23 protein-coding genes are annotated in these 25,261 nt (G+C 69.8%); 20 read left to right on the top strand and 3 right to left on the bottom strand.

All coding sequences use genetic code 11. The features are described 5' to 3' along the window. Positions 1-220: 220 nt before the first annotated feature. From IEY60_RS25830 to IEY60_RS25845, 4 genes are all read left to right on the top strand, one after another. The gene (locus IEY60_RS25830) at positions 221-649 is read left to right on the top strand and encodes an SgcJ/EcaC family oxidoreductase (RefSeq protein ID WP_189033061.1); all 429 of its coding nucleotides are present in this window, start codon (positions 221-223) and stop codon (positions 647-649) included. 66 nt (positions 650-715) lie between these two features. After that, complete coding sequence (hemW, locus tag IEY60_RS25835) at positions 716-1,936, top strand: radical SAM family heme chaperone HemW (RefSeq protein ID WP_189033062.1); 1,221 nt, start codon at positions 716-718, stop codon at positions 1,934-1,936. Positions 1,937-1,978: 42 nt separating this feature from the next. Then, positions 1,979-2,521 carry a DinB family protein gene (locus tag IEY60_RS25840; protein ID WP_189033063.1) on the top strand — a complete coding sequence of 181 codons (543 nt, stop codon included), beginning with the start codon at positions 1,979-1,981 and terminating at the stop codon, positions 2,519-2,521. A gap of 201 nt (positions 2,522-2,722) precedes the next feature. Continuing rightward, positions 2,723-2,947 (top strand): hypothetical protein, encoded by a 225-nt coding sequence (locus tag IEY60_RS25845; protein ID WP_189033064.1) that lies wholly within the window; start codon positions 2,723-2,725, stop codon positions 2,945-2,947. A gap of 124 nt (positions 2,948-3,071) precedes the next feature. Here the strand turns inward: IEY60_RS25845 and IEY60_RS25850 are convergent, their stop codons facing one another. Together IEY60_RS25850 and IEY60_RS25855 are read right to left on the bottom strand one after the other, a co-directional pair. Next, complete coding sequence (locus tag IEY60_RS25850) at positions 3,072-4,643, bottom strand: hypothetical protein (protein ID WP_189033065.1); 1,572 nt, start codon at positions 4,641-4,643, stop codon at positions 3,072-3,074. Further along, complete coding sequence (locus tag IEY60_RS25855) at positions 4,640-5,185, bottom strand: hypothetical protein (protein ID WP_189033066.1); 546 nt, start codon at positions 5,183-5,185, stop codon at positions 4,640-4,642. Before IEY60_RS25855 ends, IEY60_RS25850 begins: the two co-directional genes overlap by 4 nt. Before the next feature lie 145 nt (positions 5,186-5,330). Here IEY60_RS25855 and hrcA point away from each other — a divergent pair, with 145 nt between their 5' ends. From hrcA to IEY60_RS25915, 12 genes are all read left to right on the top strand, one after another. Continuing rightward, a complete protein-coding gene (gene hrcA, locus IEY60_RS25860) occupies positions 5,331-6,365 on the top strand; it encodes a heat-inducible transcriptional repressor HrcA (protein WP_189033067.1) in 1,035 nt (344 codons plus the stop codon). Between the two features lie 129 nt (positions 6,366-6,494). Next, positions 6,495-7,649, top strand: a complete 1,155-nt coding sequence (dnaJ, locus tag IEY60_RS25865; RefSeq protein WP_189033068.1) for a molecular chaperone DnaJ — start codon at positions 6,495-6,497, stop codon at positions 7,647-7,649. Between the two features lie 4 nt (positions 7,650-7,653). Continuing rightward, positions 7,654-8,394, top strand: coding sequence for a 16S rRNA (uracil(1498)-N(3))-methyltransferase (locus tag IEY60_RS25870; RefSeq protein WP_189033069.1), 741 nt, complete (start codon positions 7,654-7,656; stop codon positions 8,392-8,394). Positions 8,395-8,591: 197 nt separating this feature from the next. Further along, positions 8,592-9,653, top strand: coding sequence for a PhoH family protein (locus IEY60_RS25875; RefSeq protein WP_189033293.1), 1,062 nt, complete (start codon positions 8,592-8,594; stop codon positions 9,651-9,653). Between the two features lie 118 nt (positions 9,654-9,771). After that, the gene (ybeY, locus tag IEY60_RS25880) at positions 9,772-10,326 is read left to right on the top strand and encodes an rRNA maturation RNase YbeY (protein ID WP_189033070.1); all 555 of its coding nucleotides are present in this window, start codon (positions 9,772-9,774) and stop codon (positions 10,324-10,326) included. After that, the gene (locus tag IEY60_RS25885) at positions 10,323-11,654 is read left to right on the top strand and encodes a hemolysin family protein (protein ID WP_189033071.1); all 1,332 of its coding nucleotides are present in this window, start codon (positions 10,323-10,325) and stop codon (positions 11,652-11,654) included. The genes ybeY and IEY60_RS25885 overlap by 4 nt, the downstream gene beginning before the upstream one ends. Continuing rightward, positions 11,647-11,982 (top strand): cytidine deaminase-like protein, encoded by a 336-nt coding sequence (locus IEY60_RS25890; protein ID WP_189033072.1) that lies wholly within the window; start codon positions 11,647-11,649, stop codon positions 11,980-11,982. Before IEY60_RS25885 ends, IEY60_RS25890 begins: the two co-directional genes overlap by 8 nt. Then, a complete protein-coding gene (gene era / locus IEY60_RS25895) occupies positions 11,975-12,880 on the top strand; it encodes a GTPase Era (protein WP_189033073.1) in 906 nt (301 codons plus the stop codon). The genes IEY60_RS25890 and era overlap by 8 nt, the downstream gene beginning before the upstream one ends. A 90-nt stretch (positions 12,881-12,970) precedes the next feature. Next, the gene (locus IEY60_RS25900; protein WP_189033074.1) at positions 12,971-15,802 is read left to right on the top strand and encodes an ABC transporter substrate-binding protein; all 2,832 of its coding nucleotides are present in this window, start codon (positions 12,971-12,973) and stop codon (positions 15,800-15,802) included. A 183-nt stretch (positions 15,803-15,985) separates the two neighbouring features. Further along, positions 15,986-17,698 (top strand): serine/threonine-protein kinase, encoded by a 1,713-nt coding sequence (locus tag IEY60_RS25905; RefSeq protein ID WP_189033075.1) that lies wholly within the window; start codon positions 15,986-15,988, stop codon positions 17,696-17,698. 7 nt (positions 17,699-17,705) lie between these two features. Next, positions 17,706-18,893 (top strand): DUF7373 family lipoprotein, encoded by a 1,188-nt coding sequence (locus IEY60_RS25910; protein WP_189033076.1) that lies wholly within the window; start codon positions 17,706-17,708, stop codon positions 18,891-18,893. Next, positions 18,890-20,473: a serine/threonine-protein kinase gene (locus tag IEY60_RS25915; RefSeq protein WP_189033077.1), complete on the top strand. Its 1,584-nt coding sequence runs from the start codon at positions 18,890-18,892 to the stop codon at positions 20,471-20,473. The genes IEY60_RS25910 and IEY60_RS25915 overlap by 4 nt, the downstream gene beginning before the upstream one ends. 1 nt (position 20,474) lies before the next feature. Here the strand turns inward: IEY60_RS25915 and IEY60_RS25920 are convergent, their stop codons facing one another. Next, the gene (locus IEY60_RS25920) at positions 20,475-21,902 is read right to left on the bottom strand and encodes an amidase (RefSeq protein ID WP_189033078.1); all 1,428 of its coding nucleotides are present in this window, start codon (positions 21,900-21,902) and stop codon (positions 20,475-20,477) included. A 150-nt stretch (positions 21,903-22,052) separates the two neighbouring features. On the opposite strand from IEY60_RS25920, the gene IEY60_RS25925 reads away from it, so the two are divergent. From IEY60_RS25925 to IEY60_RS25940, 4 genes are all read left to right on the top strand, one after another. Continuing rightward, positions 22,053-22,919: an alpha/beta fold hydrolase gene (locus IEY60_RS25925; protein ID WP_189033079.1), complete on the top strand. Its 867-nt coding sequence runs from the start codon at positions 22,053-22,055 to the stop codon at positions 22,917-22,919. Next, positions 22,906-23,508: a TetR/AcrR family transcriptional regulator gene (locus IEY60_RS25930; protein WP_189033080.1), complete on the top strand. Its 603-nt coding sequence runs from the start codon at positions 22,906-22,908 to the stop codon at positions 23,506-23,508. The genes IEY60_RS25925 and IEY60_RS25930 overlap by 14 nt, the downstream gene beginning before the upstream one ends. Before the next feature lie 54 nt (positions 23,509-23,562). Beyond that, complete coding sequence (recO, locus tag IEY60_RS25935; RefSeq protein WP_189033081.1) at positions 23,563-24,330, top strand: DNA repair protein RecO; 768 nt, start codon at positions 23,563-23,565, stop codon at positions 24,328-24,330. Positions 24,331-24,397: 67 nt separating this feature from the next. Further along, the gene (locus IEY60_RS25940; protein ID WP_229740121.1) at positions 24,398-25,222 is read left to right on the top strand and encodes an isoprenyl transferase; all 825 of its coding nucleotides are present in this window, start codon (positions 24,398-24,400) and stop codon (positions 25,220-25,222) included. Positions 25,223-25,261: the final 39 nt, after the last annotated feature.

Here is a 25,261-nt window from a genome sequence, read left to right on the forward strand (position 1 = left end):
GCGTGCATGGGGCTATTGTGCCATGTCAGCCGGGTCGTTCCGACCGCAAGGAGATATTTCCCGCACTTTTGGGGGAAATTCCCTGGACGGTTGTCCCGTTCTGTGACGGGGGTCATAGATCACCTGCCGGAAGCGACCGGTGATTCACCCGATCGCGCTCGTGTGGCGTGCGGCACAGCACGTTGACCTGGAGTGTTGTTGAGGTTGCACAGTGGGTCGCATGAGCAACGACGTCACCGTGACAGGCCGAACCCCCACCGAGCTCGACACCGAACTCGCGGCAATCACGGCCGTGGTCGACACCATCGCCCACGCCCAGGACAACGAACTGATCGACGAGTTCACCGCCGTCTTCCGCGCCGACGCGATCTGGACCACCGGCCACGGCAAGCGGCTGTTCGGGCGGCCCGCGATCGCCGAGTTCACCGCCGAGGTGCTGCCCGGAGCGACCACGCACGGTAAGGCGACCTACGAGATCGAGCACGTGCTGTTCCTGCGGCCCGATGTCGCGGCCGTCAAGATCCGGCAGAGCTACTTCACCCTCGACGGCGAGCTGTCCGGGCAGGGCACGCCGATGTACGTGATGACCAAGGAAGATGGCGCCTGGTTGCTCACCGCCAACCAGAACACCCCCGTAGTGACGGATTGACGCGCTGAGTCGCTCCCTCGATGGGGTCGTGCGGGGCGGTCCACCAGGGCCCGGCAGACTGGAGGGGTGACTACCAGCGCTGCTTCCGGGGCTCCCGGCGTGACACCGGCCGATGCCGATCGGCCGGTGCTGCGCGATTTCGGGGGCGGCGCGTTCGGGGTGTACGTGCACGTGCCGTTCTGTGCGACGCGGTGCGGGTATTGCGACTTCAACACCTATACGGCGGGGGAGCTGGGGACCTCGGCCTCGCCGCAGTCGTGGCTCGAGGCACTGCGCGGCGAGCTGGCGACCGCGGCGGGCGAGTTCGCCGCATTGCCGAGCGAGACGCCCGCGGTGTCGACCATCTTCGTCGGTGGCGGGACGCCGTCGCTGCTCGGCGGCGAGGTGCTGGCCTCGGTCCTCGACGCGGTGCGCGCCAACTTCACCCTGGAGCCCGGTGCCGAGGTGACCACCGAATCCAACCCGGAATCCACCTCGCCCGAGTTCTTCGAGCGCATCCGGGCTGCCGGATACACGCGGGTGTCGCTGGGCATGCAGTCCGCGGCGCAGCATGTGCTGAAGGTGCTCGATCGCACCCACACGCCGGGGCGCGCGGTCGCCGCCGCGAAGGAGGCCAGGGCTGCCGGGTTCGAGCACGTCAACCTGGACCTCATCTACGGCACCCCCGGCGAGACCGATGCCGATCTCGACGCGAGCCTCGATGCCGTGCTCGCCGCCGGTGTCGACCACGTCTCGGCCTACTCCCTGATCGTCGAGGACGGAACCGCCTTGGCGCGCAAGGTCCGTCGCGGTGAACTGCCCGCCCCCGACGACGACGTCCTCGCCGGCCGCTACGAACGCATCGACACCCGTCTCGCCGAGGCGGGCCTGTCCTGGTACGAGGTCTCGAACTGGGCCGCGAACGATGCCGCCCGCTGCCGCCACAACCTCGGCTACTGGGACGGCGGCGACTGGCTCGGCGCAGGTCCGGGCGCCCACAGCCACGTCGGCGGTGTCCGCTGGTGGAACGTCAAGCACCCCGCCCGCTACGCCGACCGTGTCACCCTCGGCGGCCTGCCCGCCGCAGGCTGGGAAGCGCTCTCCGACGACGAGCGATACACCGAGCACCTCATGCTCACCGTCCGCCTCCGCACCGGCCTCCCACTCCAGACCCTCGCGCCCTCGGCCCGGCCCGCCCTCGACCGCATCCTCGCCGACGGCCTCGCCCTTGTCGCTGACGACCACCTCGTCCTCACCGATCGAGGCCGTCTCCTCGCCGACGGAGTGGTCCGCGACCTGCTCGACTGACCCGCGAAAACCGGTTTCCGCCGCCCGAGCCGACATGGCACGATGCGCCGCGTGGCAACGTCGCGGAGTGAGCTGATGCGGTGGCAGTTCGACCTGGTCTGGTCGCTGTTCGAGTTCCATCTGGAGCTGTTGTCGGCCGAGGATTTCCTCTGGGAACCGGGCGCGCTGTGCTGGACCATGCGACCGGACGGCACTGGCGGCTGGATCGCGGACTGGGCGGACACCGAACCCGATCCGATTCCGGTTCCGACGATCGGCTGGCTGAGCTGGCATATCGGCTGGTGGTGGAGCGTGGCCATCGATCATGTGCGGCACCAGCCGCCGCGCGAGCGGACCGCTGTCGGCTGGCCGGGGCCGGGGTCGCCCACCGTCGAGTGGCTGCGGCACTTGCGGGCGGACTGGGTCGAGATCGTCGACACGCTCGACGATGCCGCGCTGGATTCCGGCTCGGCCTATCCGTGGCCTGCCGACGCCGGACTGACGATCGCTCATCTGGTCTCCTGGGTCGATGCCGAACTGATGAAGAACGTGGCCGAGATCGGTCAGCTGCGGTTGCTCCGGGCGGCGGGAACACGGGCCACTTGACACCGATTCGTGACCCGAATTTCCGGGCGGACAGGTGCCCGAGGCCACATCGATGATCGCCCGGTCAGCGTCATGAGATGACGTGATGCACACCTCACCGAGTGCACTGCGCACCGGGGTCGCGAAGTGGAAGGTTCGGCGGGTTCGGGGTCGAAGATAACGATTGGGGGCGTAGGCTTCGACTCGATCCTAGGGAGCTATATGTCCACCGAACGGCACATCACCCTCGTCCACGAGCAGAGCGAATTCGCTGAAGCGCGCTCTGCGGAGAAGGCGGAGAACGCGCGGCAGTGCGCGGTCGCCGCTCGCACGGTCGCGTCGCATTCCAACGACGCGGAAGATTGTGTATCGCTGCTGGCGATGCTCGGCCTGGATGCCCTCGCGGGCAAGCAGGTGGGCGCCGCCTCCTCCGCAGCCCGGAGCTGACCCGGTCTGGGCCGCCCTCCCGGGCGGCCCTCGCCGGTCGCTCGAATCGACCGTGCGGCCGCGGTGTGTCCTCGGCTCGCTGACCCCGTCAGAGCTGAGCCGCAGCTCGGTGCTGCGCACCCGACTACCCACCGTCCCCGCCCCCGATCACGCCCCCGCTGACCGTCGGTCGCGGATTGCCCAGCAGTGCATCGGTATTCGCTTGCGTAACCAGGTAGTCCGGGAGCACGCGCTCGGCGTCGCTGTCCGGCGCTTGCCCAGCGCCGGGCGATACGGCGCAGTGGAACAGTCGATCGAGCATGCGGGCCGGCGACGACGCAATCGGTGAGTTCGCCCCGACGACAGGTCCTACCGCGCCCGCCATACTCCGCCCGGCACCCGGCCGCAGCTGTTCTGCATCGTGCAGCGGCAGAGAGGGAATGCCCCGGCCTGATTGATCACCCGATGATGTCGGTGCCGCATTCCAGGCGGGCTGCGCGCCACCCGGATGCGCCGACCCATCGCGGCCCACTGACGTCACAATTGGGTCCACCACCGACGAGAGTGCCCCCGCAGCAACACCCGGCGATCCAGGGCCGCCGATCAATGCCGTGGCCGGAGCAGGACTCGTGCCGCCCGTGGACATCGTCGTATTGCTTGCCCTCACCGAGCCGTCACCCGCCCTCACCGAGCTTTCACCCGGCACCGCCGAGTGGTCGCCCCGCTCCGTTGAGCCGCCATGCGGACCGGCCGAGTCATCCGACCCTGCCGGGTCGTTTCCTGGCTCCGCCAGTTCGCTGCCTATCGTTGAGCTGTCACCTGACATCGTCGAGTCGGCACCGGGCCCCGGTGAGTTACCAGACCCTGCCGAGTCGTTCCCTGGCTCCGCCGATTCGCTGCCCTGCACTGAGCTGACATCTGGCCCCGCCGATCCTGCCTTCGTTCCCGCCAAGTCCCCACCTTGTGTCGAGCCGTCATCGGATGTCGCTGCGCCTCCGCCTTGCGCAGTAGTGGCAACGCCTTCCGGGCTGGTCGCGGTAGGTGGGAGGTTCGCTGTCTGAGGCGAGTGCGGTGAGTTCAGGGACTTCACCTGCGTGAGCCCATCCTCGACGCCACTGCCGGAATTCTCGCCGAAGATCTCGGCCGACCTGCCTCCGCGCAACAGCCGATCATCGGAATCCCCACCAGGAACGCCCCGCCGACTCGGCATGGGCAACACCGGAATCCGCGCATCGATCTCGCCGAACGGCACCACATACCGCTCACGCATTGCGAGGCGCGCATCCTCCAGCGCCGCAATTGCCGCACGATGCGACTCCGCCTGACCCGTCGCCAGCCAGGGCGGACCCATCTCGGCGACCGCGACCTGTTCCGGGATCGCGTACTTGGTCGCCACGATCGCATCGGCCGCAGTCCGCACCAAAACGGAGAACCGGTCCAGAACAGCGGTCAGCTCCCGAGCTTCCGCGACATAGCTGCCGACAGCCGCACTCGAGGCGTCGGCGGCGGCACCGGACCACCTTGCCGAGTCGCGCGTGGCCCGTTCGAAGGCCGCCACCCCGTCCTTCCACAAGCGAGCGATCCGCGCGAACTTGTCCGCCTGCGCGACGGCATCGCTCACCTCGAGCGGCGCGAAAGCCGCGGCGATCTCCCGATGACGCCAACTCTGCGCATTCTCACCACCACCTGGAATGCCACGCGGCTCATCGGCGGTCATGGTGCCGACTCCAACGGATCATGGTGTCCCACAGACGATTCCACCGACCGGACCCGCCCAGCCCACTCCTTGTCCGCGACGATCATCCGATCCCGCACCACCCGATGCGCCGCACGGATACCGGCGACAACGCGCGCATGCTCCGCCATCACCGCACCGATGCTGTTCCCCTCGCCGCCGGCCTTCGCCCGCAACCGCGCCACCACCGTGGCGCCGGATATCAGCCGCGCATCACCTTCGCCCAGCCCCCAATGCTCCTGATCGCCGATCTCCCCGGCCAGCACCCTGATCTGGTCGATCACCCGGAGAAACTCCCCGCACCCCCGATCGAACCCGGCGAACTGCGCCGGATCCAGTGCCACCACCGTGGCAGCGGTGCTCCTGTTCTGCTGCATCACAAGCCCCTCTCGACCCGCCGCCGACCGCTGAAAACCGCTGGTAAACAGTTGAATCAGTGCCGAACGTACGCCGGTGCGCAGAGCACGGCCAGCCCCTGTCTGCCACTTGTGGATAAACCACGGCCTGTGGATAACCCAGCCCACAGCAGCGATGTGAGCGGGCGAGCCGGGACCGGACAATTAGACTGGACAACGAGACGCTCCGAGCGTCCGCGTGCGAGTCTGTGCGGCGAACACAGCAGCACACGCGGGCGATGATGTACCCGGCACGAGCGAGGAGGTGGGGTCGATGGCGTCGAGCACCGAGGATCGGCGGTTCGAGGTCCTGCGAGCGATCGTTGCGGACTACGTCGCCACCAAGGAACCGATCGGCTCCAAGTCGCTCGTGGAACGGCACAGCCTTGGCGTTTCCAGCGCCACCATCCGCAACGACATGGCCGTGCTGGAGGCGGAGGGGTACATCACCCAACCGCACACCAGCTCCGGCCGCATCCCCACCGACAAGGGGTATCGCGAGTTCGTCGACCGGATCGCCGAGGTGAAGCCGCTCTCGGGCGCCGAGCGCCGCGCGATCATGGAGTTCCTCGAATCCGGGGTCGATCTCGACGACGTCCTGCGCCGCGGTGTGCGGCTGCTGGCGCAGCTGACCCGCCAGGTCGCCGTCGTCCAGTACCCCACGGTCTCGGCCTCGATCGTGCGCCACATCGAGGTCGTCGCGCTCAATCCGGCCCGCCTGCTGCTGGTGGTGATCACCGACACCGGCCGGGTCGACCAGCGCATCGTCGACCTCGGCGCGGTGATCTCCGACGACGATCTCGCCGCGGTGCGCGGCCTGCTCGGCGGGGCGATGGACGGCAAGCTGCTGTCGGTGGCCAGCGCGTCGGTCGCCGGCCTGCCCGAACGCGCGCCGGCCAAGATCAAGGACGTGCTCGTCCGCGTCTCGACCGTGCTGGTGGAGACGCTGGTGGAGCATCCCGAGGAACGACTCGTCCTCGGCGGCACCGCCAACCTCACCCGCAATGTCGCCGACTTCGGTTTCCCCGGCTCCCTGCGCACGGTCCTGGAGGCGCTCGAGGAGCAGGTCATCGTGCTGAAACTGCTCGCCGCGGCGCAGCAGCCAGGCCAGGTGATGGTGCAGATCGGCGAGGAGACCCAGGTCGAGCAGATGCGCGGCACCTCGGTTGTTTCCACCGGCTACGGCGCGGCGGGTGCCGTCCTCGGCGGCATGGGTGTCCTCGGCCCGACCCGGATGGACTACCCGGGAACAATGGCGTCGGTGGCCACGGTTGCCCGCTACATCGGAGAAGTACTGGCGGAAAGGTGACGGCGGGCCGGGAACGGCCAACCCGCACTGTTAAGGTCGATACTTCGGCCGGTAAAGTTGAGTGGATTCGACTAAAGGATGCGCCCGGCGCTCGGCTGGACCACAGCGACCAAGGACTAGAGAACTCAAGTGGCACGGGATTACTACGGACTGCTCGGCGTCGGCAAGAACGCCACCGACCAGGAGCTCAAGCGCGCCTACCGCAAGCTGGCCCGCGAACTCCACCCCGACGTGAACCCGGACGAGGCCGCCCAGGCCAAGTTCAAGGAAGTCTCCACCGCCTACGAGGTGCTGACCGACCCGGAGAAGCGCCGGATCGTCGACCTCGGTGGTGACCCGCTCGAAAACGGCGGCGGCGGAGCCGGATTCAGCGGTGCGGGCTTCGGCGGCCTCGGCGACGTCTTCGAGGCGTTCTTCGGCGGCATGAGCGGCCAGGGCGGTGGCGCGCGCAAACCGCGCGGCCGCGTGCAGCCCGGCGCCGACTCGCTGATCCGCACCCGGCTGAGCCTGGCCGAATGCGCGGTCGGCGTCACCAAGCACCTGACCGTCGACACCGCCATCCTCTGCGACATCTGCCAGGGTGCAGGCACCAACGGCAACTCCAAGCCGGTGCGCTGTGAGACCTGTGACGGCGCCGGTGAGGTGCAGTCGGTGCAGCGCTCCTTCCTGGGCCAGGTCCTCACCTCGCGACCCTGCCCGACCTGTCGCGGCGCGGGCGAGACCATCCCCGATCCCTGCCACAAGTGCGGCGGCGACGGCCGCGTGCGGGCGCGTCGCGAGATCGCCGCGCCGATCCCGGCCGGTGTCGCCAACGGCATGCGCGTGCGCCTGGCCGCTCAGGGCGAGGTCGGCCCCGGGGGCGGCCACGCCGGTGACCTCTACGTCGAGGTCGTCGAGCAGCCGCACGACACCTTCGTCCGCGACGGCGACGACCTGCACTGCACCGTCCGCGTGCCGATGGTCGACGCCATTCTCGGCACCACGGTCGTCGTCGACACCATCCTCGACGGTCCGACCGAGCTGACCATCGCGGCGGGCACCCAGCCCGGCGAGGTCATCCAGCTGCGCGCCCACGGCATGCCCCGGCTGCGTTCGGGCGCCCGCGGCGACCTGCTGGCCCACCTCGACATCGTCGTGCCGACCAAGCTGGACGGCAAGCAGACCGACCTGCTGCGCAAGTTCAAGGGCATGCGCGACAAGGATCGCGCCGAGGTGATGTCGGCCCAGTCCGAGCACAACAGCGGCCTGTTCGCCCGGCTGCGCGCCTCCTTCAGCGGACGCTGACCCGGTGGCCGCGACGGTCTTCTACCTCGACGAGGTACCCGAACCGGGCGCCGTCGCGGTCCTGGACGGTCCGGAGGGCCGCCACGCGGCGACCGTGCGCCGGATCAGGGTCGGCGAGCCGATCACCCTGTCCGACGGGCAGGGTGTGCTCGCCGAATCGGAAGTCGTTGCGGCCCAGAAGGACCGGCTCGAACTCGCGGTACGCACGCGGCGGGTGGCCACCCCGGTGACCCCACAGGTGACCGTGGTGCAGGCGCTGCCGAAGTCGGATCGCTCCGAACTGGCCGTCGAGCTGATGACCGAGGCGGGCGCCGACGTCATCGTGCCGTGGCAGGCCGCGCGCTGCGTCGCGAACTGGGAAGCCAAGGCCGCCAAGGGAATCGAGAAGTGGCGGGCCGCCGCCCGCGCGGCCGCCAGGCAGTCCCGGCGCGCCTACATCCCCGAGGTCGCCGACCTGCACCGCACCCGCGACCTGCTCGATCTGGTGCGAAAAGCCAAGGCGGACGGCGCGATCGTCGCCGCATTGCACGAATCCGGCACCGGCAAGTTCACCGAGCTGCCGCTGGCGCAGACCACCGACGTAGTCCTGATCGTCGGCCCGGAAGGCGGCCTGGACGACACCGAACTGGCCGCACTGGCCGAGGCGGGCGCCGACATCGTGCTGCTCGGCCCGACCGTGCTGCGCACCTCGACCGCCGCCGCGGTGGCCCTGGGCGCCCTCGGCGCCCTCACCGCGCGCTGGTAGCTCCCGGACCCGGCTGTGACCTGCGATCACCGGTCGATCGCGGTTCGGCCGATCCCGCCGTTATATCGCTGGGCGGTGTCGGTGCCGCGCGTTAAACTGAGCTCATCGAACACACAGTCGAGACCGGAAGCAGGCCATAGCCACTTTTGAAGAACTCAGGCGAGATCGGCGACCCCACCACCAACCCCGTAACAGGCATCGGCGCAGGCGGAAACAATGCGGGTCCCGCGGCGCGCACAGTGCGTTCCAGTATCGAACTCGCCCCGGAGTCTGTCTTCCCGTTCCTCGGCTCGGCCGACCAGAACCTTCGTCAGCTGGAGAAACTGCTCCCGGCCGACATCCATGTCCGCGGCAACACCGTCACCATCACCGGTAAGGCCGGCGATGTGGCGCTGGCCGAGCGCGTCATCGAGCAGCTCGTGGCCCTGACCGGCCGTAATCGGGTCATCACCCCCGAAGCGGTCCGGCACACGGTCTCCATGCTCACCGAAGGCGTGTCCGAATCGCCCGCCGAGGTGCTGAGCCTGGACATCCTGTCGCGCCGCGGCAAGACCATCCGGCCCAAGACGCTGAACCAGAAGCGCTACGTCGACGCGATCGACGCCAACACCATCGTGTTCGGCATCGGTCCCGCCGGTACCGGCAAGACCTACCTGGCGATGGCCAAGGCGGTGCAGGCCCTGCAGTCCAAGCAGGTCACCCGCATCATCCTGACCAGGCCCGCGGTCGAGGCCGGTGAGCGGCTCGGCTTCCTGCCCGGCACGCTCAACGACAAGATCGACCCGTACCTGCGGCCGCTCTACGACGCGCTGCACGACATGATGGACCCGGAAGCGATCCCCAAGCTGCTCGCCTCCGGTGTCATCGAGGTCGCGCCGCTGGCGTACATGCGTGGCCGCAGCCTCAACGACTCGTTCATCATTCTGGACGAGGCGCAGAACACCACGGCCGAGCAGATGAAGATGTTCCTGACCCGCCTCGGCTTCGGCTCGCGGATGGTCGTCACCGGTGACATCTCGCAGGTCGACCTGCCCAACGGGCAGCGTTCGGGTCTGCGCGCGGCGGCGGAGATCCTCACCGACATCGAGGACATCCACTTCTCGGAGCTCACCAGCGCCGATGTGGTCCGGCACCGGCTGGTCTCCGACATCGTCGACGCCTACGACCGGTACGAATCCGACACCCGCGCGGTGCCGGGTCCGCACTACCCCGGTAACCGGGCCCAGCGCCGCGCGGCGGGCCGGACCGACCGCAGGTAGTCCGTGGGTCACGCGGTTCCCCGCACGGAACCGCGTGACCGCGGCGGCGGTGGGTTACCCGCGCCACGCTGGACCGATGCGGTTTCATTCAGCAAACCGAGGCCCGTACCCTGAACAGGTGAGCATCGAGATCGCCAACGAATCGGGCATGGACGTCCCCGAAGAAGACCTGGTCAGCGTCGCACGTTTCGTGATCGGCCGGATGGACGTGCATCCCGCCGCCGAGCTGTCGATGGTGCTCGTCGATCTCGACACCATGGCCGACCTGCACGTGCGCTGGATGGACCTGCCCGGCCCGACCGATGTGATGTCGTTCCCGATGGACGAGCTGGAGCCGGGCGGTCGCCCCGACAGCCCCGAGCCGGGCCCGTCGATGCTCGGCGACATCGTGCTGTGCCCGGAGTTCGCGATGGGCCAGGCCCAGAAGGCCGGTCATTCGCTCGATCACGAGCTGGCCCTGCTCACCGTGCACGGCGTGCTCCACCTCCTCGGCTACGACCACGCCGAGCCGGAGGAGGAGAAGGAGATGTTCGCGCTGCAGGCCCAGCTCCTCGAGGAGTGGTACGTGAGCCTGCGCGAGGAACAGCGCCGCGCCGAACTGGCTGAGCGCGACGCCCAACTACTCGGCAAGGCTGGTTTCACCGCACCGGGTGACGCACTGGGCCCCGCGTGACCTCACTGACCCAGATCCTGCTCGCGATCCTGCTGATCGGGCTCGGCGGGGTGTTCGCCGGGGTCGACTCGGCACTGAACACGGTGTCGCGGGCCCGCCTCGACGACATGGTCCGCGAGGAACGGCCCGGCGCCGCGCGGCTGCGCAAGATCGTCGACGACCGCCCGCGGTACGTGAATCTCATGGTGCTGCTGCGCATTCTGTGCGAGATCACCGCCACCGTCCTGCTCGCCGCGGCGACCCTGGAGCTGTGGACCGCCGGCACGGCCCTGCTGGTCACCGCCGCGGTGATGGTGGTCGTCTCCTACGTCGTGATCGGTGTCGGCCCGCGCACGCTCGGCCGCCAGCACGCCTACTCGATCGCGCTCGGCGCCGCGGTGCCGTTGCAGATCATCGGCGCGGTGCTGAGCCCGGTGAGCAGGCTGCTGATCCTGCTCGGCAATGCGATCACCCCGGGTAAGGGCTTCCGCAACGGCCCGTTCGCGTCCGAGATCGAGCTGCGCGAAGTGGTCGACATGGCCCGCGAGCGCGGCGTGGTCGCCGACGACGAACGCCGGATGATCCAGTCGGTCTTCGAACTCGGCGATACCGCCGCCCGCGCGGTGATGGTGCCGCGCACCGAGATGGTGTGGATCGAGGCCGACAAGACCGCGTCCCAGGCGATGTCGCTGGCGGTGCGGTCCGGGCATTCCCGGATCCCCGTTGTCGGCGAGAACGTCGACGACGTGCTCGGCGTGGTGTACCTGAAAGACCTTGTCCCGTATGCCGATCGCAGCCGCAAGGTGACCGTGCGCGAGGTCATGCGCCCCGCGGTGTTCATCCCCGACTCCAAGCCGCTCGACGATCTGCTCGACGAGATGCAGCGCCGCCGCAACCACATGGCGCTGCTGGTCGACGAGTACGGCGGCATCGCGGGTCTGGTGACGATCGAGGACGTGCTCGAGGAGATCGTCGGCGAGATCGCCGACGAGTACGACACCGACGAGACCCCGCCCGTGGAAGACCTGGGCGAGGGCCGCTACCGGGTGTCGGCACGGCTGTCGGTGGAAGACCTCGGCGAGCTGTACGGACTCGACATCGAGGATTCCGACGTCGACACGGTGGGCGGTTTGCTGGCCCACGAGCTGGGTCGTGTCCCGCTGCCCGGCTCGAAAGTGACCGTGTACGGGCTGGTCCTGCGCGGCGAGGGCGGCGCCGATGCCCGCGGCCGGATGCGGGTGAACACCGTGCTGGTGCGCCGCGCGGCCGAGAAGAACAAGAAGACCGCAGCGGGCGCCGAGTCCGCCGAGGTCACCGTGCCCGACGACAACGGAGAAACCGATGAGTGAACTGGACGCCGAGGACAACAAACTGCTGGTGCTGGCGCGTGGCGCGCTGGGCCGCACCGGGGGCGCGAGCGGCGCCGCGATCCGCGACACCGACGGCCGCACCTACGCCGCGGGCGAGGTGGCGCTGACCGCGCTGCGCCTGACCGCGTTGCAGGCCGCCGTCGCCGCCGCGATCTCCAGCGGCGCCGAGGGTTTCGAGGCGGCGGTCGTTGTCGGTGGTGAGTCCGACGACGCGGGCATCGCCGCGGTGCGCGAGGTCTCGCCGTCGGCCGCGGTGATCCGCACCGACCGCACCGGCGCCGTCCTGAGCGAGGTGCACGGTGGCTGACTCCGAATTCCGTTCCGGCTTCGTCTGTTTCGTCGGCCGCCCGAACACCGGCAAGTCGACGCTGACCAACGCGCTGGTCGGCACCAAGATCGCGATCACCTCCTCGCGCCCGCAGACCACCCGCCACACCATCCGCGGCATCGTGCACCGCGACCACGCCCAGCTGATCCTGGTCGACACCCCCGGCCTGCACCGCCCACGGACCCTGCTCGGACAGCGCCTCAACGATCTCGTGCGCGACACCTACTCCGAGGTCGACGTGATCGCCCTGTGCATCCCGGCCGACGAGAAGATCGGTCCCGGTGACCGCTGGATCGTCGAGCAGATCAAGATGATGGCGCCCAAGACCACCGTGCTCGGCGTGGTCACCAAGATCGACAAGGTGAGCCGCGACCAGGTCGCCCACCAGCTGATGGCGGTCTCGAAGCTGCTCGGTCCCGAGGCCGAGGTCGTCCCGGTGTCGGCGGTGAAGGGCGAACAGGTCGAGGTGCTCGTCGACGTGATCGCCTCGAAGATGCCCGAGGGCCCGGCGTTCTACCCCGACGGCGAGATCACCGACGAGCCGGAGGAAACCCTCATGGCCGAGCTGATCCGCGAGGCGGCGCTCGAGGGCGTGCGCGACGAACTGCCGCACTCGCTTGCCGTGGTCATCGAGGAGATCCAGCCGTACGAGGCCAACGAGGACATGCTCGAGGTGCATGCCCTGCTCTATGTCGAACGGCCGAGCCAGAAGGCGATCATCATCGGCAAGAACGGTGCTCGTCTCAAGGAAGTCGGCACCAACGCCCGCAAGCAGATCGAGCACATTCTCGGCACCCGGATCTACCTGAATCTGCACGTGAAGGTCGCCAAGGATTGGCAGCGCGACCCGAAACAGCTGGGGAAGCTGGGCTTTTGACCGTTTGAGCGTCGGCGGTAGAGGGTATCGTTCGGCGAATACGCCGACAGTGCCCGGCGTGCTCGCTGATCGCCCGGGGAGGCCGTCGAAGTGCCCGATGCCAATGATGTCGGCAAGCTGCTGGAGTTGCTGCGGGCGCTGGAAATCCCCGACACCAAACCGCGGGTGCTGCGCACACTGCTGCGCGGGCGCCGCACGCTGCCCCGGCCGATCGTCGAACTGGTCGGGGTGCAAGGCCATTCCGCGCTGGTCGCCGACCTCTACAGCTGGCTGGGCGAATCCGGTGGCAGGCGCGCGACCCCGCGGGCCAAGATCGATCTGCACGCGCCCGACCTGCCACCCACGATGCTCACGCCCGACCTCACCGCGGTCAGCTCGACCGACGACCAGGAGGTGCCGGGGCACTGCCTGCCGATCATCCAGCATCTCGTCGCCGGCTTCGCGGCCGACGACACCGCGATGGGCGCGATCAAGTTCCCGCGCTACCGCACCGCTGATTGGCTGACGCGCCAACGGGTCACCAGCGACGAGTCCGAGGCGCCAGACGAGTTGCGCCGCAGGCTGCCCAAGCTGCTGCGCAGCGGATCGCCGACCAGCCGCTCCGACACCGCGGAAGGCATTGCGGGCGACACCATCTCGCGAGTGGTCTTCGGCGTGCTCGCGCTGTGGCCGGTGCTGCGGTTGTGGCTGTGGGTGTCGGGTCGCATCCCCGGCATGTCGAAGGTGACCAGGTGGTTCCTGCACCAGCGCTACCTCGCGCCCGAATTGTCCGGCAGTTTCCTGGGTTTCGCCTCCCGGCTCACCGCCTCGCACCGGGTCGACGAGAACGAAGAACAGGTCGCCAAACTCCTGATCCACGCCTTCCTCGAGGATCTGCGCGACGCCTACCGGCGCCGGATCTGGCGGCCGTCGAGCTGGCGCCGCACCGCCTACCCGGTGGCGCTGCTGGGCGGCCTGGCCGAGGGTAGTGACGGCGCGCGGATCCTCACCTGGGTCAACGAGATCAGGAACGAGACGGGCCATTTCGATCCGCTGGTGATCGTGGCCTTCCGCGACGAAGGCCCGAACCGCGAGGTCGGCGAGCTCGGCCACATCGGTGAGCTGCGCACGCTGCGCACCCTGGAGAGCCTTGCCGAGCAGCCGTCCGCGCAGCCGCCGGACCCGCTGCAGACCTGGCTGCGCGAGATCGACAACCGGCGCACCCATCGCCAGACCGACGCCTGGTTCCTGCCGCTGCGCGCGCTGCTGCCCGCCGACACCCCGCCGCGGATCAGTGACCCCCGCTTCCGCGGCCTCGCCCTGCCACCGGCACCGCCGATGGCCGCGCGCAGTTGGTTCGTCGGCCTGTGCGTGCTCATCCCCATCGCGCTGGCCATCGCCGCCGCGCTGGTCTACTTCCCGCCGCTGCGTGGCGCGCCGTGCTCGCAGTGGCCGTGGACCGGCGGCGTCTCGGTGAGCCTGCGTGACGGTGAGTGCGTCGGCTACAGCGACAACACCGCGCAGCTCTTCGCCGACGATCCCGAGCTGACGGCGATGCAGCGCGAGGTGTTCCGGCTCAACGAAGAGGCAGTGCAGGCCCGCGAGAGCAATCCCAACCGCCCCCTGGTCTCGCTGGTGTACTTCGCCGGTCTCAGCTACGCCGACACCAATGTGCGCTACCCGCATGCCCAGGTCGAGGAGCTGGCCGGACTCGCGGTGCAGCAGCGCCGCGCCCTGCTGGCCTCCGACGAGTCGGAACCGCTGCTGCGCATCGTCATCGCCAACGGCGGCTCGGACATGCGTCAGGCGAGGTGGGTGGTCGAGCATTCGCTGCGTGGGCTGGTGGCCGAGGATCCCAGTGTGCTCGGCGTGGTCGGCATCGATCGCAGTACCGACGAGACCCGCGCGGCGATCGCCCGGCTCGGCGAACTCGGCGTGCCCGCGGTCGCGACGACACTGTCCGCCGACGGTCTCGACCAGGCCTCACCCCTGTATTTCCAAGCGGCGCCGAGCAATACCGTGCAGGCCCGGCTGATCGCCGACTACGTCCAGGGCGCGCGCGAGGCGAACGGCACCGCCCGCTACGACAAGGTGGCGATCTACCACCCGGAAGCGCCCGACGACCTGTACGTGACGACGTTGGTCGCCGATCTGCAGGCCGAGCTCAGCACGCGCGGTATCGCCCACCAGAGTCTGAGCTGGCGCGAACAGCAACAGCTCTACCGGTTCCCCGCCCCGTGCGAGACCGAGGGCGCCGACCGGCGCACCCTGCTGTTCTTCGCGGGCCGCAACGATGATTTCCCCACCTTCGCCAAAGCGGTCAGCCGTGGTTGTCTGAGCGGCGCGGGCCCGGCGATCCTCGGCAACGACGCGGTCACCCGGCTGATCACCGACCCCAAGGCCACCGCCGCGCTGCCGGCCAACCTGACGGTGCGCTACGTGGCCAAGGCCGCGCCGGTGATGCTCGGCGGGGCCGACTGTGTCGGTGGCGTAGGCAAACTCGGCACTCAGCCGGTGCCGTTCGAACACGAGCAGCTGTGCGTCGAACTGGCCGGGCTCATCGAGGACCTGCGCGGCTACCCGGAACTGGCCGACTACCGCCCGAGCTGGGCGGGCGACCGCACCGGCCTCGCGTTCGACGTGAGCGGCCTGTTCCTGCAAGCCGTGCGCGCCAGCCGCGGCGTGCTCGCCGACCTGCCGCCGAACCGCACCGCGATCGCGGTGCAGCTGCGCGAGAGCGACTATCGCGGCGTCACCGGCACCCTGGGCTTCGCGACGCGTCGCGTCGCCGACGGCTCGTCGATCGCGGTGCTGGTCACCACCGCGGTCGGTGGCCCCGGCCCGCAACGCTGCCTGATGATGTTCCCCCGCCAGACCGGTCAGGACGGCTGCCCGGCCGGAACGAAGAGCGATCTCGAGGGCTGGGCGGAACCGGGGCGGTAGTGCGGTGATGTCGGAATTCCCGGACTACACCGCAGGATTCGTGCTGTTATAGTCGCTCGAGCGTGACTGGAGGCGTGCTGTTTCCGGTCGACCTCCGGGCGGGGACCGGCTACGTCGGGTACCGATCCGCCACCACTGCCGGAAGGGTCCCGGCAGGACTGTGACCGTGGGAGACCAGGGCGGGTGAGTATCGCAGACGGCGCGGAGTTCGCCGGGTATCTGATCGAACGGCGACTGGGCGCCGGTGGCATGGGCACCGTCTACCTGGCCAGGCATCCCCGGCTGCCCCGCCACGACGCGCTGAAGATCCTCGCCGACGACCACGCCGCCGACCCCGAGTTCCGGGCCAGGTTCCTGCGCGAGGCCGAACTCGCCGCGACGCTGGCCCATCCGAACCTCGTCGCCGTGCGTGATCGCGGGGAGACCGACGGCAAACTCTGGATCGCCACGCAGTACGTCGCCGGTTCCGATGCCGCCGAACTCGTCCGGAACGCGCCGTCGGGTCTCGATCCGGCGCGGGCGGTGCACATCATCGGCGAAGCGGCGCGCGGACTCGACGCGGTGCACCGGGCCGGACTCGTGCATCGCGACGTGAAGCCGGCCAACATCCTGGTGGCCGAGGAGCCGGGTCACGCCGACCGGGTGCTGGTCACCGACTTCGGGATCGCGCGCCGGGCCGAGGACACCGCGACACTGTCCGCGGACGGCGGACTCACCGCGACGCTGTCCTATGTCGCGCCCGAGCAACTGAGCGGCGACCGAGTCGACCTGCGCGCCGACGTCTACGCTCTCGGCTGCTCGCTGTTCCAATTGCTGGTCGGCACAGTGCCGTTCGTTCGGCAGACGCCCGCGGCGGTGATGTACGCGCATCTGCACGAGCCACCGCCGCGGCCGTCGTCGATCCGGCCGGACCTGCCCGTCGGGTTCGACGCCGTGATCGCGAAGGCGATGGCGAAGGACCCGGCGCAGCGGTTCGCCTCCTGCGGCGAACTGGCCGCGGCCGCTCGCGACGCGATGGACGGGCGCGCACTGCCGCCGGGAGGGGCATCGGCGAGGGCGAACCCGGCGACGTCGACAGCCATCTCAGCTCCCGATCAACCGATTCCCGTGACGACTGCTGGTGGCCCGATGCGGGCGCAGCCGTCGGTACAGGATTCTCCCGCGCACGAGCCTTCCCGCCCGCCACTGTCCGCCGCAGGTCCGGGCGTCGGCGGTACCTGGCCACCGGCCCCGATGGTCGAAGCCGACCCGTTCACCGCGGCACTGCTGCGCCGCCGGACGCCGCTGGGCAGGCTGATCCGCCATCGCGCCTTCCGGTTGGCGGCCGCGGTGATCGTCGTCCTCGGCATCGTGACGGCGGCGGCGCTGGCCACCTCCGGCGCCGACGACGCGGCATCACCGACGGCGGCGACCACCTCGCTGCCCCCGTTGCCACCGGCGACCGCGTGGGGCGCCTACAGCTTCGTCGCCGACACCTTCCCCGACCTGCTGCCCGCCTTCCAGTTCGGCGCCGGGTACCAGGAGCTGACCGGCTGCTTCATGTTCGACGAGAAGTTCGACTTCGTGCCGACGGACACGGCGGGACCGATCGCGCGGATGGGTTGCAGCGGAAATCGTGATCCCGCGGTCGCGATCACCGTCGTCTGCAATACCGACCGCTCCCGGATGCTGGTGCAGCCCAGCACCGATCAGGTCGAGGGCAACGAGGAGTGGCGCCGCCCTTCGGGCAGCGGAAACCTGCACTGGGGCAGCAATATCGGTCTGGACAAGACCCAGACCGGCTTCCTGCACGTCTACTTCGACGAACCGGCGCGGTCGTTCTGCCGGATCGATGTCAACGGCGGCGACAACGGCGCCGAACTGCGCGAGAAGTGGTGGACCGATGCGCCGCTGTGATCCCCGCGTGGCGGTGCGGGCGACCGCCCTGCTCGCGGTCGCCGCACTGACCGGCTGCACGGTGGCCGGCACGCCGGAACCGGCCCGGGTCGACCTGTCGGCGCTGGACTTCGGTACCTACCAGCATGTTCCGCTGGTCGCACCGGACGGCGACGACTATTCGGGCCGGGTGCTCGAGTCGGTGCGGATCGGCGAGGTGATGATCAATCCGGCCAAGGCTGACGCCGCCCTGTCCCTGCCCGCCGACTCCAAACCCACGGTGCCGTTGCCGACCCCGGCCAAGGTGTCCGGGGTGCTGTCGGAGCAGGCCCGCGCCGTGCTCGACAAGTACGGCATGGTCGCCGGATTCCAGGTCGCCGGCACCGATTCGGTCCGCACCAGGGGGCTGTCGCTGCTGGCGCTGCGCATGCCCGATTCGGACGCCGCCACCAAGGCCGCCGCCGACCTCGATGCCACCGACGCCGCGGTCAGCCCCGACAATGTCGCCGTCACGATCCCGAACTACGCCGCGGCGCGCGCTCATTGGCGGCCCACCGTGGCGAGCATGGCCGCCACCGTCGCGCGCGGCTCCTTCGTGGTGAGTGTGCTGGTGACGCACCCGACGCCGGACGCCGCGGCCTTGATCGCGCTGATCGGCAAGGCCTTCGACGCCCAGCTGCCCGAGCTCGATCGGTTCGTCGCCACCCCGATCGACCAGCTCGCGAGCCTGCCGCTCGACGGCGAGAAGATGCTGACCCGGTTGATCCCGGAGAAGCTGGGGCGCTGGTCGCGGCCCGCCGTCCTGCTCATCGATCGGGAACAGATCGCCGGGGGCAAGACACTGCTGCATGCCAGCGGCGTCGTCTACGGGCCGAACGTGAGCTATCTGAACGGCACCCGGCAGCAGCGATCCGCGGCCGACGCGTTCGCGATGATCGGATTCGACGGACTGATGCGGTATCCCGATGCCGTGGAAGCGCGCCGCGCCTTCGATCGCGGGACCCGGTCACTGGCCGCCGACGGATTGCGGACAGTCGCGGGTCCGGCCGGCCTGGCCGACATCGAGTGCCTCGACGACGACGCAGGCCAGCCCGCTGTGCGCTATGCCTGCCGTGTGCTGCACGGGCGCTACATCGCCACCGTGTTCGCGCCGCAGGAGCAGCAGGCCAAGCAGAAGGCCGCCGCTCAGTACAGCCTGCTGGTGCTCGCCGGATGACCGCACAGCTGCGGCCCGGCTCGGTCTTCGCCGGCTATGTGATCGAGCGGGTCCTTGGCAGGGGCGGGATGGGCACGGTCTACGCCGCGCGTCATCCGCGCCTGCCGCGCCTGGACGCGATCAAGGTGCTGAGCGAAGCCCACAGCGGCGCACCGGAATTCCGGGCCAGGTTCATCCGCGAGGCCGAGCTGGCGGCCCGCATCGATCACCCGAACGTGGTGGCCGTGCACGATCGCGGCCTCGTCGACGGCGCACTGTGGATCGCGATGCAGTACATCGCGGGGACCGACGCCGCGGCGGTGCTGCGCGCCGGTGTGCCCCGGCCGGAGCACGCGCTGCACATCGTCACCGGGGCGGCCGCCGGGCTGGACGCGGCGCACCGCGCCGGGCTGCTGCACCGCGATGTGAAACCGGCCAATCTGATGCTGGAAACCCGGCCGGGGGAGCCGGACCGGGTCCTCGTCGCCGACTTCGGTATCGCCAAATCCGGCACCGACAGCACCGCGCTCACCGAGACCGGCGCCTTCCTGGCCACCCTGGCGTACGCGGCCCCGGAGCTGATCCGGCTCGATGCCGTGGATCACCGCGCCGATCTGTATTCGCTGGGCTGCACGCTGTTCGAACTGCTCACCGGCCGCAAGCCGTTTCCCCGCGACACCGTCGCCGCGGTGATCAACGCCCACCTGAGCGAGCCACCGCCCCGGCCCACGCAGGTGAACCCGCAGCTGCCGCCGGCGATCGATGCGGTGATCGCCAGGGCCATGGCGAAGAATCCCGACGACCGGTACTCCAGCTGCGGTGCACTGGCCGCCGCCGCTGCCGCCGCGTTCGGCGCACCGGTGGCACCGACGACGCGTGTCGCCGGGCCGGGAACTTCGCGCGGACAGGTCGGTCATCCGGGGACCGCCGCCTGGGCCGACCCCACCCCGGTCGGCCTCGCCTCGGCTCCGGAGCCACGCCGAGTCGAGACAGCGCCCGTGTCGCGCCGGTGGTTGCTGGTCGCCGGGTCGGCGGCCGCGCTCACGATCGCCCTGGTCGCGGTCGGTGTCGTCGCGCTGAATCGCGACCAGCCGCCGTCCGCCGCGCCCGCGTCCTCGGTGGCGCCGACGACCACCGCCGAATCGGCCTGGGGCGCACACGAATACATCATCCGCACTTTTCCGGAGCTGCTTCCGCGCACCCCGTTCGCCAGCGGCTTCCAGGGCATACGGTGCGCGGCCGTCGACAAGGAGCACCGGCCGGTCGCACTGAACCAGCACGACAGCGTCGGCAGACTCAGCTGCAACGGCGACCGCAATCCCGTCGAGCGCATGACGGTGTACTGCAACGGCGACCGCACGGCGAGCAGCGCGCGGCCGTTCCTGGAAGCGACCGCGGTCCGGGAGGAGAGCTGGGAACGGACGTCGGGCCGGGGCAAGCTGATCGTGCAGGACATGCCGGGCCTGCGGGCGGGCACCACCTCGGGCGCGCTGGTCGTCCAATTCGACGACACCGCGCGGAACTTCTGCCTGGTCAGCATTGTCGGCGCCACCAACGGCGCCGAACTCTACGACCGCTGGTGGCCTACCGCCCCATTCTGACTCACCACCACGGCGTGGGTCGCGCCCGCTCCCAGTGCAATTCCTCCTCCAGCTGCGCGGCCAGCGAGATGAGCATCGGCTCGGTGTTCGCGGTGCCCATCAATTGCGCGCCGACCGGCAGTCCGGCGTCGGTGAAACCGGCGGGCACGTTCACGCTCGGCCAGCCCAGGACATTCCACGGCCAGGTATAGGGACAGGCGGCGGTGATCAGATTGTTGGTCGCGCCGACGCCGATGCCGTCGATCTCCTCGGCCCGCGGTGCGGGGGTGGCGGTGGTCGGCGCGAGGACCAGGTCGTAGTCGTCGAAGAACGAGCCGATCTGCTTGTGCAGCAACGGTTCGAGGCGTCGCGCCGCGGCGAGCACCGGTCCACCGAGCACCCGGCCGACACGGGAGTTGGCGATGGTCCGCGGGTCGACGATCGCCTCGGGCATCGCCCGGTGCACCCGGTGGATCCCGGCCATCGAACGCGGCAGGAACGACGCGCCGATCATCAGCCCGTAGTGCAGGTCGGCCACGGTGACCGTGTGTCCCAGCGCGCGCAACGTCTTCGCCAGCGCGTGCACCGCCGCCGCGATCTCCGGGTCCAGCGCCGTCTTGGTCGCTGTGAACGGAATGCGCAGGGACAGTGCGATTCTGAGCTTGCCGGGATCGCGCCCGACGGCAGCGCTCGCGTCGATCGGCGCCGGCGTGTGCAGGTCACCGCCGTGCGGGCCGGCGGCGACGTCGAGCAGCAGCGCCGCGTCGCGGACGGTGCGCGCGAGCGGCCCGTTGACGGTCAGCCCGTAGAACGCCTCGGCGTGCGGCCAGGTGGAGATGCGACCGCGCTGCGGCTTGATCCCGACCAGGTTGTTCCATGACGCCGGGATGCGCACCGAGCCGGCGCCGTCGGAACCCAGTGCGGCAGGGACCAATCCGGCCGCGACCGCCGCCGCCGAACCGCCCGACGATCCGCCGGGGGTGCGGGTGCGATCCCACGGATTGCGGGAGTGGCCGAAGGCATCACCGCTGGTGAACGGCAACTGGCCCAGCTCGCAGGTATTGGCCTTGCCCACGATCACCGCACCGGCGGCGCGCAGCCGTCGCACCGATTCGGCGTCCTCGGTCTTGGGCGCGAACTCGCCACCGCAGCCGAATGCGGTGATCTCACCGGCGATATCGGTGTCGTCTTTGACCGCGATCGGCACGCCGAGCAGCGGCAGGCGCGCACCGGCCGCCAGCCGCGCGTCGGCGTCGGCGGCCTCGCGGAGCGCGGCCTCGCGGCGGACGACGCGGAAGGCGTTGAGCGTCGGCTGGGACGCCTCGATCCGGTCGAGCGCGTCGGTGACGGTCGCGACCGAGGAGACGCGGCCGTCGGCGATCGCGGCGGACAGGTCGGCGAGGCCGAGATCGGCCGCGGGGTTCGGCACGACGCGGTCGGACACGGACATGTGAGCTCCATCTCTGCAGGTAATCGGGTCGACCGTAGCGTGAAGCTGGTCACCCGTCCACATACCCTGGGTGGATTTCTCGGCTATAGACATACATACCGGATGTATGTAACAGTGGATGTGCCCAGCATTCGACCAGGGGAGGACCCCATGGGAATCAGCTCAGCACTCGGGCCCGCGCGCGAGATCGTCCTGTCGTCCGGCCGCATCCGCTATCACGACACCGGCACCGGATCGCCGGTCGTGTTCGTGCACGGCCTGCTCGTCAACGCCGACCTCTGGCGCGGGGTGGTGCCCGGCCTCGTCGCCGCCGGACACCGCTGCCTCACGCCCGACTGGCCGCTCGGCTCGCATTCGATTCCGGTGCCCGACGCCGACCTCACGCCCACCGGCATCGCGGACCTGATCGCGGAGTTCCTCGACGCGCTCGACCTCACCGACGTCACGATCGTCGCCAACGACACCGGCGGCGCGCTCACCCAGATCCTGATGACCCGCAGACCGGAACGGATCGGCCGGGTCGTGCTGGCCGCCGTCGACTGCTTCGAGGTCTTTCCGCCGCAGCCGTTCGCCAGTCTGCTGAAGGTGGCGAAACTGCCCGGTGCCATCGCGCCGTTGCTCGCGCCGATCCGGTGGAAGCCCATGCAGCGGCTGCCGCTCGCCTTCGGCCTGGTGACCAAACATCATCTGCCGCGGGAGATCGCGGATTCCTACCTGGGTCCCGCCCGACGCAGTGCCGCGATCCGCGCCGACCTGCGCCGCTTCGCCGCCGGCGTGGACAACCGGGTCACCCTCGCGGCCGCCGAGCGCTTCGCCGAGGTCGAGTTCCCGGTCCTCGTGGTGTGGTCCACCGAGGACCGGCTGTTCCCGATGACGCTCGCGCAGCGGCTCGTCACCGCCCTGCCGAAGGCGAGCCTGCGCACCGTCGACGACTCCTACACCTTCCTGCCCGAGGACCGCCCGGAGTTGCTCGCCGAACTGATCGTGGAGTTCACTCGGCTGCATGCAGCGCCGTAGTCAGGAGGATCGCTCCCGCACCACCCGGGCCGCGCTCGAGCAGGCAGGCCGCAGCCTGTTCGCCGAGCGCGGCTTCGCCGGTACGTCCGCCGAACAGCTGGTGGCCGACGCCGGCGTCACCCGCGGCGCCCTGCACCACCACTACGGCGACAAGCGCGGGCTGTTCCTCGCCGTCCTCGAACAGGTCGAAACCGAGGTCACCGCGGAGATCGCGAGCGCGGTCGCCGCCGTCGACCCCGACGACGTCATCGCGGGCATGACCGCGGGCCTGGCCTGCTTCCTCGACATCTGCGCCCGCCCGGAAATGCTGCGCATCGTCCTGATGGACGCCCCCACCGTCCTCGGCTGGCCTGCCTTCCGCGACTTCGAATCCCGCCACGGCCTCGGCCTGATCACCGACCAGCTGCAACGCGCCGTCGACGCGGGCCTTGTCCCCGCCGTCCCGGTCCCGGTGCTCGCGCAACTCCTGCTCAGCGCCATCACCGAAGCCTCGCTCATCGTCGCCCACGCCGAGGACCCCGACCGTGCCCGCGGAGAAACTCAGCAGTCGCTGCTGTTGCTCATCACCGGTCTGCTCCGGCAGAGCTGACCCACCGACCGTGTCCGTGACCGCGGTGTCGGGTCGACGTGGAAGACTGGGCCCGTGCGGTTGTATCGGGATGAGGCGGTGGTGGTCCGTCAGCACAAGCTGGGCGAGGCCGATCGCATCGTCACGCTGCTGACCAGGCAACACGGTCTGGTGCGCGCGGTGGCCAAGGGGGTGCGGCGCACCAAATCGAAGTTCGGGGCGCGGCTTGAGCCGTTCGCCTACATCGACGTGCAGCTGCATCCGGGTCGCACGCTCGACATCGTCACCCAGGTGACTACGGTCGAGGCGTTCGCCGCCGACATCATCGACGACTACGGCCGCTACACCACGGCCTGCGCGATCCTCGAGACCGCCGAACGCCTCGCGGGCGAGGAACGCGCACCCGCGCCGAAACTGCACGCGCTCACCGCGAGCGCCCTGCGCGCCATCGCCGCCAAGCAACGTCCGCACGAACTGATCCTCGACGCATACCTGTTGCGCGCCATGGGTTTCGCCGGCTGGGCGCCCGCCCTGGACGAATGCGCCCGCTGCGCCACCCCCGGCCCGCACCGCGCGTTCCACGTCGCGGCGGGCGGCGCGGTCTGCGTGCACTGCCGTCCGCCGGGAGCGAGCACCCCGGCCTCGGGTGTGCTCGATCTGCTCGTCGCCCTGCTGAAGGGGGAGTGGGACTACATCGCCGGCGTCCCCGACAATGTCCGCCGCCAGGCCAGCGGTCTGGTCGCCGCCCATCTGCAGTGGCACCTGGAACGCCAGCTGCGCACATTGCCGCTGGTAGAGCGGTCCGCCGCCCCGGCGATGAACCGGTCACCCGTCGCAGGCTGATCGCACTCGGCGTTCACCATGACCTCGGCACCGCCCGCAAAACAGGTCCCGGCAACCATCAGGCAGGATGGAAGCCGTGATTCTGCGTCGTGACTCTTCCGCCGGGGCCAAGCAGGGAACCGGTGCCGCCCGCACCGTGCGCCCGCCGTCCGCGCACCCCTCCGGCGCGCGTCCGCCCGCGATCCCGCCGGAGCTGGTCCCCAACCACGTCGCGCTGGTGATGGACGGCAACGGCCGCTGGGCGCAGGAGCGCGGGCTGCCGCGCACCGCCGGTCACGAGCGTGGCGAGGCCGTGCTCATGGACTCCGTCGAAGGCTGTATCGAGATCGGCGTCAAGTGGCTCTCGGCCTACGCCTTCTCCACCGAGAACTGGCGGCGCAGTCCCGACGAGGTCCGCTTCCTGATGGGCTTCAACCGCGACGTGATCCGCCGCCGCCGCGACGAGATGCACGAGATGGGGGTGCGGGTGCGCTGGGCCGGGCGCCGACCGCGCCTGTGGCGCAGCGTGATCAAGGAGCTCGAGATCGCCGAAGAGCTCACCCAGGACAACGACGTGATGACGCTGACCATGTGCGTCAACTACGGCGGCCGCGCCGAGATCGCCGATGCCGCACGGGAAATCGCGCGCCGGGTGGCGGCGGGGGAGATCGATCCGGAGAAGATCGACGAGGCGACCGTCGCCAGGTACCTCGACGAACCCGACATGCCCGATGTCGACCTGTTCCTGCGCCCGTCGGGTGAGTTCCGCAGCTCGAACTTCCTCATCTGGCAGGCCGCGTACGCCGAATTCGTCTACCAGGACACGCTTTTCCCCGATTTCGATCGGCGTAACCTGTGGGACGCGTGCCTGGAATACGCCAAGCGCGATCGTCGCTTCGGCGGCACCAAATGAGCGACGGAGCCGATATGGACGCGGTGGTCACGCCCGAAC

Origin of the sequence: Nocardia rhizosphaerihabitans (assembly GCF_014646295.1) — a bacterium.
Taxonomy (GTDB): Bacteria; Actinomycetota; Actinomycetes; order Mycobacteriales; family Mycobacteriaceae; genus Nocardia; species Nocardia rhizosphaerihabitans.